Below are 13,281 nucleotides of genomic sequence, written 5' to 3'. Positions count from 1 at the left end.
CCTAAAAAATCAAAAACCAATACGGGATATGCGGGCAAAAGCATCTAGAGCTTTTATCCGTGATCTGGGTGGATACGCATCTGTGCTCTGTTGAGATTCCGGTCGCGACTCACGTCGCTCCCACAGGGAAAGGCAGCGTGTTTGTGGGAGCGACGTGAGTCGCGACCGGAACAATCCGGTAGCAAGAAATTCCGCTTTTGTGGGAGCGCCCTCGGCGCGAGCTTTTGCTTTTTATCGCGAATGTGAAGCAAGAGCTCGCGGCCGGAGGCCGCTCCTACAAAAGCGCGGGGGCAACGCAATCGATCAACCGTCCAGCTCACTCCAACGCCGATACGCGGTGTCCAAGTCGGCCTGCAAGGCGGCAAGCGCTTCATTGGCTTTGAGCAGTGCGGCGGCATCCTGCTGATAGAAGGCAGGATCATTCATCGCCGCGGTACGTTGTGCGATCTCGGTTTCCAGCGACTCGATCCTGGCAGGCAGCTGCTCCAGTTCGCGCGCGTCCTTGTAGCTGAGTTTGCGTTTGGGCTCGGCTGTCGCAGGCGCGGAAGTTGCGGCTGGAGCCGGCGCCGTTTTCGCGGGTGTGGCGGGCTCGGTTGCGAACAAAGCCGCCGGTCGCTGGCGCACCCAGTCGCTGTAGCCGCCCACGTAATCGGCCAAGCGCCCTTGGCCTTCCAGCACCAAGGTGCTGGTGACCACGTTGTCGAGGAACTCGCGGTCGTGCGAAACCAGCAGCAAGGTGCCTTTGTAGTCGATCAGCAATTCTTCCAACAGCTCCAGTGTTTCAACGTCCAAGTCATTCGTCGGTTCATCCATTACCAACAAGTTGGAAGGCTGTGCGAACAGCTTGGCCAGCAGCAGGCGATTGCGTTCGCCGCCGGACAGGCGGGTGATGGGACCGCGGGCGCGCTCCGGCGAGAACAGGAAATCCTGCAGGTAGCCGATGATGTGCTTGCGGCTGCCGTTGATCTCGACGAAGTCGCTACCCTCGGCCACGTTCTCCAATGCATTACGGCTTTCATCCAGCTGGCTGCGGTGCTGATCGAAATAGGCGATCTGCAATCCGGTACCCAGCGTCACTTCGCCTTGCTGCGGCTTCATCTTGCCCAGCAGGATTTTCAGCAACGTCGATTTGCCCGCGCCATTGGGACCGATGATGCCCACGCGATCGCCACGGAAGATGGTTGTCGATACGTCGTCCAGCAGCACCCGGCCGTCGTAGGCCTGGGTGATGTGCTTGGCTTCGATGACTTTCTTGCCGGAATTCTGCGCGGCGGCCGTTGCCATCCTGACGTTGCCGGTCAGGTCGCGGCGCTGCGCACGTTCGCGACGCATCGCCTTCAAGGCGGTCACGCGGCCTTCGTTGCGGGTGCGGCGCGCCTTGATGCCCTGGCGGATCCACACTTCTTCCTGCGCCAGCAGCTTGTCGAAGCGCGCATTCTCCTGCGCTTCCGCATGTAGCCGTTCTTCGCGGCGGCGCAGATAGTTTTCGTAGTCGCCGGGCCAGCTGGTGACCTGGCCGCGATCGATCTCGACGATACGCGTGGCCAGCGAACGCAGGAAGCTGCGGTCGTGGGTGACGAACACGATGCTGCCTTCGAACTGCTTCAGGAAACCTTCCAGCCAGGCGATCGCATCGATATCCAGGTGGTTGGTGGGCTCGTCCAGCAACAGGATGTCCGGCTTGCGCACCAGCGCCTGTGCCAGCAGTACACGGCGCTTCATGCCGCCCGACAATGCTGCGAAGTCCGCGTCCTCCGGCAGCTCAAGCTTGGCGAGCACTTGTTCGACGCGCCGGTCCAGATCCCAGCCATGCTGCGCTTCGATCTGGGTCTGTGCCTCGCCCATGGCGTCCATGTCGCCATCGGCCAACGCGTGGTGATAACGGGCCAGCAGATGGCCCAGGTCGCCCAGGCCTTCCGCAACTACGTCGAACACGGTTCCGCTGGTGTCCTGCGGCACTTCCTGCGCCATGCGCGCGACCACCACGCCGTTCTGCAGGCGCACCTCACCGTCGTCGGCTTTCAGTTCGCCAGCCAATAGTCGCATTAACGTGGACTTGCCCGCGCCATTGCGCCCCACGATGCAGATGCGCTCGTTGGGTTCAATGCTGAGGTCGACGTGTTCGAGTAGCAGCGGCCCGCCGACACTGAAGTCGACCCGCTGGAGTTGCATTAAGGACATCTGGGCATTGTACTCGCCGGGCTAGGCCTGCGGGCCGGGCGCGCGCCATCCTTGTAGAGCGGAGCTGCGCCCCGCGATGGGTCCAGGTCGGTGGCAATCGGGCCGTCGCAACGGCAGGCGATGACGAATAGCTCGTTGAGGCGCTCTACGACGGCGCGTCAATTCCAGACCTACTGAAACCCGTAGCGAACCACATGGAAAAACACCGGCGCGGCGAATACCACTGAATCCAGCCGGTCCAGGATGCCGCCGTGGCCTTCGATCATCTCGCCCCAATCCTTGGCGCCCAGGCTGCGTTTGACCGCCGACAGCGCCAGCCCGCCCAGGAACCCGCACAGCACGATCAGCAGCGACAGCAATGCGGACTGCAGTGGCGTGAATGGGGTGATCCACCACAATGCCGCGCCGATGCCGGCCGCAGCCAGGCCGCCGCCGACCAGACCTTCCACCGTTTTCGACGGGCTGACCTGCGGTGCCAGCAGATGCTTGCCGAACAGCTTGCCGAACACGTATTGCAGGACGTCGCTCAGCTGCACCACCAGCAACAGGTAGAACAACAGCATCAGGTTCTGACCTTCGTAACCGGGGATGCGCAACAGCATCAGCGCGGGCGCGTGGCTCAGGCAGTACACCGTCAGCATCAGGCCCCATTGGATCTTGGTGTTGCGCTCCAGGAACTGTTCCGTGTCGCCAGACAGTGCAGACACCGCGGGCAACAGCAGAAAGCCGTAGACCGGAATGCACATGACGAACAAGCCATACCAATCCGTGCCGATCAACCAGTATTGCAGCGGAATGGCGACGTAGAAGCACAGGCAGAGAGAAAAATGATCGCCGCGCCGGGTCGGCGTGAGAGTGACGAATTCGCGCAGCGCAAAGAACGACAGCAGGCCGTAAAGCACCAACGTGGCGACCTTGCCTAGCGCGAAGCAAGCCACCAGTACCGCCACCATGACCCACCAGGCGCGGATGCGCGCGTTGAGGTTGTCGATGACAGCGCCGGGTTTGCGCCGGCCCAGCAGCCAGCCGATCGCGCTGGCGACCAGCAGCAGCGCGATCACGCCACCAATGACCCACCAGAATTTCATCGGCGCACGTGCGATGGCCGCCTGCAGGAAGCTGTCCAGTTGCTCGGTGGGAACGGTCAGTCTCATGCCAGGTCCACCACCGCCTGCCAGGCGCGTTGCAGGAACGCTGCCTTGTCTTCATCCGGCTGTAGCACGACCGGCGCACCGAAACGCACTGTGCACACCAACGGCACCGGCACCGGGCTCCCCTTGGGCAGGCAGCGGCGCGCGTTGTCCAGGTATACCGCGATCAGTTCGACTTGCGGATAGCGCTGCGCCAGGTGAAACAGACCGGATTTGAACGGCTGCGGCAAGGGATCGTGGTTGCGCGTGCCTTCCGGAAAAATGATCAGCGAGTCGCCAGCATCCAGTGCGTCGTACAGCGGCTGCAGCGGGTCGCCTTCGCATTTCTCGCGATCGCGCTCGATCAGCACCGCATGGAAGCCGCGCCGGGCGATCACCTCGCGGATCCCACTGCCCCAGTAATCGCGCGCGGCCACAGGTCGGGTACGAGCCCGCAGTGCAGGCGGCAGCGCCGACCACAAGGCCACCGTATCCAGATGGCTGGCGTGATTGGCGAAATAAATTCGTTGTGCCGCCGAGGGTTGGCTGCCGCGCCAGCGCGGATAGGCGCCGATGAAAAGTTTTATCGCCGCGACCAGCAGGCGCGACAGCATCAGCCGCCGGCCTGTAGCTGCGCGGCGATGGCGCGGGTGCGGCTAATGCAAGTCAGCAACGAACCGGCGGCAATCACGCCGCTGCCGATGATCAGGCTGTAATGGCTTCCGAAGACCAGCCGCTCTGCAATGGCCAAGAGGCAGGCGGCCGTCAGTACCGCCATCCGGTGTTGCTTCGCCATCGGACCGCGAAAATCCTGCGCCAGTCCCAGGCTGCCGCCGAACACGCGCACATAGGCGGTCAGGGCGGCCAGCAGAGCGCCCAACCAGCCCAGCCAGGGCATGGAGGCCGCATAGCCCAGTCCGACGATCAGTAGCGAGTCGGCGACACGATCCGGGAATTCATTGAAGAGTGCGCCGGTCGCGGTCTGTTTGCCGCCTTCCATCGCGACCATGCCGTCCAGCAGGTTGCAAACCAGCCGCAGCTGTATGCAGGCGGCGCACAGCAATAGACCGATCAGGCTGGGCGACCAGACCAGCATCATCGCCCCGAGCGCGGCGAAGAAGATGCTCAATACCGAGATCTGGTTAGGCGTGACGGATGATTGCGCCAGCGCGGCGCTGAGCTTCACAGCCCAGCCGCTGGCGCGCGCGGCGATCGGTCGGCGGTCGTTGGTCCCCATGGCGGCGATGGTAAGCGAAAGCTTTGTGGAACGGGCGCGGTACGGCGGTCGGAGGTCGAATCTTCCCGCCGGTATGGAACGCCACCGCCAGTGCTATGCGCCACTCTGGACGGCCGCCCCTGATCGGTTTGAGGCAGGCGCACGCCAGACAGCTGCACGGTTTTCGCCGGAATGTGCGCGTTCTCGCAGTTCGGCCCGTGCAACTCCGGTTTTGATGGTGTGCCGCGGCTCTACGTCTGCTCACACAGAATATTGACGCGATTTCCACTAGATCTAATTCAAGCTAACTGCACCCGCAACCGCGGCCATTGAAATGCGCGACATCTCTCCTTAATTGCGCGGTATGTCGTTGCGAACGGTGACGTATCAGGGCGGCCCGCGCCGGTATGCGCAACGCCTTTCTGGAGTTTCTCCAGGCGCCGTGCCACGGCCGTGGCGTTTGACTTCCTGCGCGACTCTTCGCGGGCCACTCGACCATCGCGCAACCGTGGTTGATAAGAGGAGCACATCATGAACGTAAGGCATTTGACTCCACGCCATCGCGAACGCGCATCCCAAGCACGCGAGAGTGGCGACCCCCTGGTTAACCTGCAACGCCAGATGGACCGGCTGTTCGACGGTGTGATGCGCCAGTTCGATCGCCCCATATTCGACCGGCCACTGTCCCGGTTCGGTTTGGACCGTGATAGCGATTGGCCCAGCGTCGAACTGAGCGAGCGTGACAAGGAACTGGTCCTGACCGCGGAGCTCCCGGGCATGAGCGAGCGGGACGTCGAAGTGCTGCATGAAGGCGACGGCTTGCTGCTGCGCGGCGAACGCCGCGATGTCCGTGAAGATGCCGGGCGCCGATACAGCGAGTACTACTACGGTCGCTTCGAGCGGCGCATCCCGATCGAAACCGACGTCGAGTGGGACCAGGTCAAGGCGGAGTTCCGCGACGGTCTGCTGACGGTGACCTTGCCGAAGACACCGAGGGCGCAGGTCGGCAGACGCATCCCCATTAACCGTGGCAATGACCAGGGCCCGACGTCCACTGCGTAAAAGCCCAGCCTTCCGCCAGCCAAAGATCTGCCTGATGGATTCTTCCCATGCGTATCGCTCATATCGCACCGCTGTATGAATCGGTCCCGCCCCGCCTCTACGGAGGCACGGAACGCATCGTGGCCTATCTGGCCGATGCACTGGTCGATCTGGGTCATCACGTCACGGTCTTCGCCAGCGGGGATAGCTGCACGCGCGCAGAGTTGATCCCAGCGCGCGCGCAGGCTTTCCGGCTCGACCCTCACCCGCTCAAATCCGACCTGGCCGCGCATCTGTCGATGCTGCATGAGGTGCGTCGCCGCGCCGATGAGTTCGACTTGCTGCACTTCCATGTCGATCTTCTGCATTTCCCGCTGTTCGAGGACATCGCCGACCGCACCGTCACCACCTTGCATGGGCGCCTGGACCTGGCGGATCTGGCCGGCATCTATCAACGCTGGCCACGCTTCCCGCTGGTGTCCATTTCGGATCGGCAGCGCTTTCCGTTGCGCTACGCCCATTGGATCGGCACCGCGTATCACGGACTGCCTTCGGAATTGCTGACGCCGCTACCTGCGCCGACCGGCGGCTATCTGGCGTTCCTAGGCCGGATATCACCAGAGAAGCGGCCTGACCGGGCCATCTCCATCGCGCGGCGTGCCGGCCGGCCATTGAAGATCGCGGCCAAGGTCGACGCGGTGGACGTGGGTTATTACCGCGAACAGATCGAGCCGTTGCTGTCAGGCGGCGGTGTGGATTTCATCGGGGAGATCAACGACGCGGGCAAGCGATTGTTCCTGGGCAACGCTGACGCGCTGCTGTTCCCGATCGATTGGCCCGAACCATTCGGCTTGGTGATGATCGAGGCGATGGCCTGCGGAACGCCGGTGATTGCCTGGGACTGCGGATCGGTGCGCGAAGTGATCGACCATGGCGTGACCGGCTTCATCGTCGACTCGGAAGAGCAGGCCGTGGACGCCGTGGCGCGTTTGCCGGAGCTGGACCGCGCCGAGATCCGGCGCGTGTTCGAACGACGTTTTTCGGCGCCGGTCATGGCCACGCGCTATCTGGAACTCTACGAAACGGTGCTGGCGAACTCCACGTCCGCATCTTCCATGCCGTCCCTGACTTCCGCGCTGCCACCACCTCCCCAGCCGGCAACGGCGCTGGTCTGCACCGCCTGATCCCGCGGCATGCTGAGCACGGTTCCCGGCAATATCCAGAGCAGCTATTCGCTCAAAGAGGGCGACAGTTTCCTGGTATGCGACGCGCAAGGCGACCTCTACGGCGATTCGGACGGTTTGTTTCATGAGGGCACGCGCACGCTGTCGCGCCTTCGCCTTTGCCTGGACGGTGATCAACCTACTTTGCTGAGCGCGGCGATCGCGCAAGACAAGGTGGTGTTCACCTCGCATTTGACCAACCGGCCACTGCCACCGATCGGTGGCAATCCGGCGGCACAGGGTGTGATCCACATCGAGCGTTCGCGCTTTCTCTGGAGCGGGCGCCTGTATGAACGCATCGAGTGCGTGAACTACGCGGAGAACGAGGTCGTCCTGCCGTTGTTGATCGAATTCGGTGCGGATTTCCGCGACATGTTCGAGGTGCGCGGCATGCAGCGGGCACGCCGCGGCGACTATCCGCCGGCTGAACTGAGTGCGGATGCGGCGACGCTGCGCTACCTCGGGCTGGACGGGACCCTTCGCAGCACCGTGATCAGCTTTTCGATGTCGCCGTCGTCGTTGACGGAAGAGAAGGCTCGATTCGATGTGCGGCTGTTGCCTCACCAGGGATTCGAACTTTATCTGGAGGTCGGCACGGAGCCGTCACGGCCGGGACGCGAACGCTACCGCGCAGCGACCATCCAGGCGCGACGCGCGATGCGTGCACGGCGACGCTCGGGCGGGCGACTGCGAGGCGGCGGCTTGCTGTTCGACGCCTGGCTTGAGCGCTCCCGCACCGATATCGCATTACTGGCCAGTGAGCTGCCGTCGGGCCGCTATCCCTACGCGGGTATCCCGTGGTTTTCGACACCGTTCGGCCGCGACGCGATCATCACTGCCTTGCAGACGCTCTGGCTGGACCCGGGCCTGGCGCGCGGTGTGCTGGCGTTTTTGGCCGAACGCCAAGCGCAAGAGACTTCCGCGTTTCGCGATTCCGCACCCGGCAAGATCATGCACGAATCGCGCAAGGGCGAAATGGCGGCATTGGGTGAGATACCGTTCGGGCTGTACTACGGCGGTGTGGATACCACGCCGTTGTTCGTGATGCTGGCGGGCCGCTACTTTCGCCGTACGGGCGATCTCGCCATGTTGGAAACCCTATGGCCCGTGCTGCAGCAAGCCATGGATTGGATCGAGCGCAGTTGCGATGCCGACGCCGATGGCTTGCTTGCCTATGCGCGCGGTGAGGCCAGCGGTTTGTCCAACCAAGGCTGGAAGGACAGCGGCGATTCGATTTTCCATGAAGATGGCAGCATGCCGAACGGGCCAATCGCGCTTGTCGAAGTGCAGGGTTATGTGTTCTCCGCCTTGGAGGCGATGGCGTCGTTGGCCGCCGCGCGTGGAGAAGAAGAAGCCGCCATTCGCTGGCGGATCCGCGCCGAACGGATGCGTGAGACCGTCGAAACCCGATTCTGGGATGAGGTGCTGGATTTCTACGCACTGGCGCGGGATGGCGAAGGACGCATGTGCCGCGTCCGTGCATCCAATCCGGGGCATTTGCTGTACGTCGGTCTTCCGCAGCCGACGCGCGCGCAGCGGGTGATCGCACAACTGTGCTCGCCCCCGTTCGACAACGGTTGGGGCGTGCGTACGTTGGCCTCGGACCAGCCGCGCTTCAATCCCATGTCGTACCACAACGGCTCGGTGTGGCCGCACGATGTCGCGCTGTGCGCCGCCGGCATGGCGCACTACGGCGCGCGGCGGCAGAGCATGCATCTGCTGGGCGAAGTGTTCGAAGCCGCCACGCATTTCGGCATGCGCCTGCCGGAACTGTTCTGCGGATTCCCGCGTGTCACGGGCGAACCGCCGATCGCCTATCCGGTGGCCTGCCTGCCGCAGGCGTGGTCGGCCGGATCGGTGTTCATGCTGTTGCAAGCCAGCCTGGGTCTGCAGGTGGATGCCGCGCGCAGCGAAGTGATCATTGATCACCCGCAGCTGCCTTATGGCGTGGATCGATTGCGTGTCGAACGCCTGGACGTTGCCGGCGCGCGCCTGGATTTGATGTTCGAACGCGTCGGCGACCGAGTACTGGCCGCGCATGCCGGCGGTTCCCCGGAGGTGCGGGTGACGGTGCGGCTTTAGAGCTGGGAATAGGGAATAGGGAATCGCAAGGCTTATGCCTTTGCCTCCCCCTTTTAAAAGGGGGATTGAGGGGGATTTGCTTTTGCTCTTTAGAAGCAACAGCAAAAGAAAATCCCCTTGCCTTCTTTTAAAAGAAGGTAAAAGCGAAATGCTTTTCCTGTCACCGTTCACCCTTCTTTAGCTTCCAACGAAAAACGGGCCGCTTGCGCGGCCCGTCTTTATTTTTCCCTTCTCCCGTTGGGAGAAGGTGCCGAAGGCGGATGAGGAAATGAATCTTCAGCTTGTAGGACAACTATCTAGGCTGAGTTTCCCTATCCAATAAAAAACCTTACTTCAGCCCGGCATCCTTGCGCAGTGCTTCGGCACGATCCGTCTTTTCCCACGAGAACGCGGTGGCGGTGTGCTTCTTGCCGGCGCTGTCGAGGTAGCTGAATTCCTGCGGCTTGCGGCCGAAATGGCCGTAGGCGGCAGTCTGCTGATACATCGGATGGATCAGGTCCAGCATCTGGATGATGCCGTACGGGCGCAGGTCGAAATGCTTGCGGATCAGCTTCTCGATCTTCTGGTCGTCGATCTTGCCGGTGCCGAAGGTGGTCACCGAGATCGAAGTCGGCTCGGCCACGCCAATCGCATAGGACACCTGCACTTCGCAGCGGTCGGCCAAGCCGGCGGCCACGACGTTCTTGGCCACATAGCGCGCGGCGTAGGCGGCGGAACGGTCCACCTTGGACGGATCCTTGCCCGAGAACGCGCCGCCACCGTGACGGGCCCAGCCGCCGTAGGTGTCGACGATGATCTTGCGGCCGGTCAGGCCGCAGTCGCCCACCGGTCCACCGATCACGAACTTGCCGGTCGGGTTGATGTGGAACTTGGTGCCCTTGTGCAGCCACTTGGCCGGCAGCACCGGCTTGACGATGTGCTCGCGCACGGCTTCGACCAGATCCTTCTGCTTGATGTCCGGGTCGTGCTGGGTGGACAGCACCACCGCGTCGATCGCCACGGCCTTGCCACCTTCATAGCGCAGGGTGACCTGGCTCTTGGCATCGGGGCGCAGCCACGACAGTGGCGAATTCTTCTTCTTGCGCACCTTGGCCTGCTGTTCGACCAGGCGGTGCGACAGGTGGATGGCGGCCGGCATGTAGCTGTCGGTTTCGTTGGTGGCGTAGCCGAACATCAGGCCCTGGTCGCCAGCGCCTTGTTCTTCCGGCTTCTTGCGGTCCACGCCCTGGTTGATGTCGGGGGATTGCTTGCCGATCAGGTTCAGCACGCCGCAGGTGGCGCCGTCGAAACCGACCTCGCTGCTGTCGTAGCCGATGTCCACGATCACCTTGCGGGTCAGCGCTTCCAGGTCGATCCAGGCGGAGGTGGTGATTTCCCCGGCCACGATGGCCACACCGGTCTTGACCAGTGTTTCGCATGCCACGCGGGCGCGCTTGTCCTGGGCCAGGATGGCGTCGAGGACAGCGTCGGAAATCTGGTCGGCGACCTTATCCGGATGGCCTTCGGAGACCGATTCGGAAGTGAACAGGTAATTGGACATCGGGCTTATATCCCTTGATTCGGATGAAAAGATGGGTGCGCATGATACACGCGCCGGGCGGAGCGTGCATTCTGCCCCGTTCACGGTGCTCGTGGGGTTAAACGGGCGGTCATCGGCGGCTGTCATGTGTCTGCCGCAAAACCGCAATGGCAATGTCGCGGATCCGTAGCAGGCTGCGCGCAACCCGACGAGCCTCCTGACATGCGCCCGCTGGAACAACAGATCGCCGAACGTTACCCGCAGTGGTTCCGAGGCCGCCGAGCCTGGGTGGCGCGTCCGCTATTGAAGACCTTGGGCAAATGGTCCCGGCTGGATGAGGCCTACGGCTTCCTGGCAGAGCACGCGCATTTGCACGACTTCGCTTTCCTGGAAGCGGCGATGGACTTCCTCAACCTGCGTTACGCGGTTGACCATGTCGAACGCCGGCGCGTTCCTGAAAGCGGCCGGTTGTTGATCGTCGCCAATCATCCCTCCGGTGCGCTGGATGCCATGGCATTGCTGCACTTCGTGGGCAGCGTGCGGCGCGACGTGAAGATCGTCGCCAACGATTTCCTGACCGGCATCGACAATCTTCGCGACCTGCTGCTGCCGGTACGTATCCTGGGCGGAAATCCGGGTGCGGACAGCCTGCGAGCCATCGAGCAGGCGCTGGAGGACGAACAATGCGTCATCGTATTCCCTGCAGGCGAGGTGTCGCGGTTGGGGCCGCGCGGGGTGACCGACACACGTTGGCGTAGAGGCTTCCTGCGGTTTGCCCGCAATACCGGCGCACCGGTGCTGCCGGTGCGGATACAGGCCCGCAACTCGGCATTCTTCTACGGCGCCTCGACTCTGTTGAAGCCCGCCGGGACGGCCTTGTTGGCGCGCGAAATGTTCGCGCGCAGCCAGCGCCGCATCGTGCTGCGCGTTGGCAATCTGATGCAGGTGGACGAAAACGTCGATGCTGACGTTGCGGTGGCCCAGGTGCGGCGCGCGCTGTATGCCATCAGTCGCGGCAAGGAAACGATTCCCGAAGGACCGGAACCGCTCGTTCCTGCGGTGGATCGCGCGGTACTGAGCGCGGCCATCGCCTCGCTGGAACGCCTGGGCGCCACCACCGACGGTAAGCATATCTGCGTCGGCCGGCTGGCATCCGATTCGCCGCTGCTGCGCGAAATCGGCCGCCTGCGCGAGCTGACCTTCCGCGAAGTGGGCGAGGGCACCGGCAAGCGAATGGACGTGGATCCGTACGACGCCTGGTACGAACACATCGTGCTGTGGGATGCGCAAGCACGGAAGATCGCCGGTGCATATCGGATTGCACGTGGCGCATCGGTGCTCGCCGAACAGGGGCTCAAAGGCCTGTATACCGCATCGCTGTTCCACTACGCCGATGACGCATTGCCGCGCATCGCGCAAGGCATGGAACTGGGACGCAGCTTCGTGGCGCCCGAGTATTGGGGCAGCCGCAGCATCGATTACCTGTGGCAAGGCATCGGCGCCTACCTGCGCCGGCATCCTCGTATCCGCTATCTGTTCGGGGCGGTATCGATGAGCGCCGCGCTACCGCTGCACGCGCGCGAGCAGATCGTCAGCTACTACGCGCAGTACTACGGCGATCTTGATGGCGAGGCGGTTTCGCGCCATCCGTTCCGCTACACAGCCGCGCCACCTACGTTCGGGCAACTGGATGCGGAAACCGCTTTCCGTGTGCTGAAAGCCAATCTGGATGCGTTGGGTGCCACCATCCCGATGCTGTACAAGCAGTACACCGAGCTCTGCGAACCGGGCGGAACGCGGTTCCTGGCATTCGGAGTGGATCCGGCCTTCAGCGATTCCATCGACGGATTGATCGAAGTCGATCTGCATTGCATCCGACCCAAGAAGCGGGCGCGATACCTGGAATCCAACCCGCGCGAATCGGTGCCGGCATGAGCCCCCGGACCGCCACCGCTCCGATGAAGCGCGCGGTCTTCGTTTCCGATGTTCATCTGGGTTCCAAACATTGCCACGCGGCCGAGTTCGCCGATTTCCTGAGTGGACTGCGCTGCCGCCGGCTGTATCTGGTGGGCGACATCGTGGACCTGTGGTGGATGGCACAGCGGCGGGCTTCCTGGGACGCCGCACATAATCGCGTTGTCGAAAACCTGCACGCGCTGGCGCGCAATGGCACGGAATTGATCTATGTGCCTGGCAACCACGACCGTCCCGTACGCCGGTTCTGCGGACTGATGCTGCCCGCCATGCAAGTGCGTCGCCGTGCCATCCACACCACCGCTGACGGCCGACGCCTGCTGGTGACCCATGGCGACGACTACGACGGCATCACTCACTTCGGTGGCTTGCAGGAGCGTTTCGGCGACTGGTTGTACTACCGCATCCTTACCGGCAATCGCCTCATCAATCAGGTCCGCCGCCGCCTGGGTCTGCGCTACTGGTCGCTGGCGGAATATCTGAAGCGCCAGAGCGATGCGGCTGAGCGCTACATCGGCCGCTTCGTGCAGGCCGGTTTGGACGACGCGCAGCGCCGCGGCCTGGACGGCATCATCTGCGGACATATCCACCGCGCGGCGCTGTTCCAGCGCGAGAACCTGGTGTATGCCAACGACGGCGACTGGGTGGAAAGCCTGACCGCGCTATGCGAGGAAGCCGACGGCAGCCTGCAACTGGTGTCGCATGCAGGGCAGGTGCTTTCGGTTGTTCCGGCCCGCCTGCGGCTGGTGTCGCCGGATATGTCCAAGGCGGCGTGATCGGAAATCTTGCCTGCTCGGATAGGTAGGTGCGGCGTTTTCTCTTGTAGGAGCGGCGTCCCACCGCGAGCTCTTTCTGCCAGATCGTGGTAAGAGTGAAGAGCTCGCGGCGGGACGCCGCTCCTAGCGGGACGCCGCT

Annotated in this window: 10 protein-coding genes; 5 read left to right on the top strand and 5 right to left on the bottom strand. The window is 63.1% G+C overall.

The features are described 5' to 3' along the window. Positions 1–303: 303 nt before the first annotated feature. From AADW18_RS06590 to AADW18_RS06575, 4 genes are all read right to left on the bottom strand, one after another. Positions 304–2,181, bottom strand: a complete 1,878-nt coding sequence (locus AADW18_RS06590) for an ATP-binding cassette domain-containing protein (protein WP_337342559.1) — start codon at positions 2,179–2,181, stop codon at positions 304–306. A 170-nt stretch (positions 2,182–2,351) separates the two neighbouring features. Further along, complete coding sequence (locus AADW18_RS06585; protein ID WP_337342558.1) at positions 2,352–3,335, bottom strand: phosphatidate cytidylyltransferase; 984 nt, start codon at positions 3,333–3,335, stop codon at positions 2,352–2,354. After that, entirely contained in the window at positions 3,332–3,925 is a 594-nt protein-coding gene (locus AADW18_RS06580; protein WP_337342557.1) for a lysophospholipid acyltransferase family protein, read from the bottom strand. Before AADW18_RS06580 ends, AADW18_RS06585 begins: the two co-directional genes overlap by 4 nt. After that, positions 3,925–4,548, bottom strand: coding sequence for a CDP-alcohol phosphatidyltransferase family protein (locus tag AADW18_RS06575; protein ID WP_337342556.1), 624 nt, complete (start codon positions 4,546–4,548; stop codon positions 3,925–3,927). The genes AADW18_RS06580 and AADW18_RS06575 overlap by 1 nt, the downstream gene beginning before the upstream one ends. 510 nt (positions 4,549–5,058) lie before the next feature. On the opposite strand from AADW18_RS06575, the gene AADW18_RS06570 reads away from it, so the two are divergent. From AADW18_RS06570 to AADW18_RS06560, 3 genes are read left to right on the top strand one after another with little or no spacing between them, the layout of a single operon-like run. Further along, positions 5,059–5,589 (top strand): Hsp20/alpha crystallin family protein, encoded by a 531-nt coding sequence (locus AADW18_RS06570; protein ID WP_337342555.1) that lies wholly within the window; start codon positions 5,059–5,061, stop codon positions 5,587–5,589. A gap of 47 nt (positions 5,590–5,636) precedes the next feature. Next, positions 5,637–6,752, top strand: a complete 1,116-nt coding sequence (locus AADW18_RS06565) for a glycosyltransferase family 4 protein (protein WP_337342554.1) — start codon at positions 5,637–5,639, stop codon at positions 6,750–6,752. 9 nt (positions 6,753–6,761) lie between these two features. Beyond that, positions 6,762–8,873 carry an amylo-alpha-1,6-glucosidase gene (locus tag AADW18_RS06560; protein WP_337342553.1) on the top strand — a complete coding sequence of 704 codons (2,112 nt, stop codon included), beginning with the start codon at positions 6,762–6,764 and terminating at the stop codon, positions 8,871–8,873. A gap of 328 nt (positions 8,874–9,201) precedes the next feature. Here the strand turns inward: AADW18_RS06560 and metK are convergent, their stop codons facing one another. After that, positions 9,202–10,413, bottom strand: a complete 1,212-nt coding sequence (metK, locus tag AADW18_RS06555; protein WP_337342552.1) for a methionine adenosyltransferase — start codon at positions 10,411–10,413, stop codon at positions 9,202–9,204. A 201-nt stretch (positions 10,414–10,614) separates the two neighbouring features. Between metK and AADW18_RS06550 the strand changes: the two genes are divergently transcribed. Together AADW18_RS06550 and AADW18_RS06545 are read left to right on the top strand one after the other, a co-directional pair. Beyond that, positions 10,615–12,327, top strand: a complete 1,713-nt coding sequence (locus tag AADW18_RS06550) for a lysophospholipid acyltransferase family protein (RefSeq protein ID WP_337342551.1) — start codon at positions 10,615–10,617, stop codon at positions 12,325–12,327. Continuing rightward, entirely contained in the window at positions 12,324–13,142 is an 819-nt protein-coding gene (locus tag AADW18_RS06545) for a UDP-2,3-diacylglucosamine diphosphatase (protein WP_337342550.1), read from the top strand. The genes AADW18_RS06550 and AADW18_RS06545 overlap by 4 nt, the downstream gene beginning before the upstream one ends. Positions 13,143–13,281: the final 139 nt, after the last annotated feature.

Source organism: Pseudoxanthomonas sp. CCNWLY206-1 (assembly GCF_039710385.1).
GTDB lineage: Bacteria > Pseudomonadota > Gammaproteobacteria > Xanthomonadales > Xanthomonadaceae > Pseudoxanthomonas_A.
The sequence above is the reverse complement of the archived record's forward strand: the minus strand, read 5'-3'. Positions and strand labels throughout refer to the sequence as shown.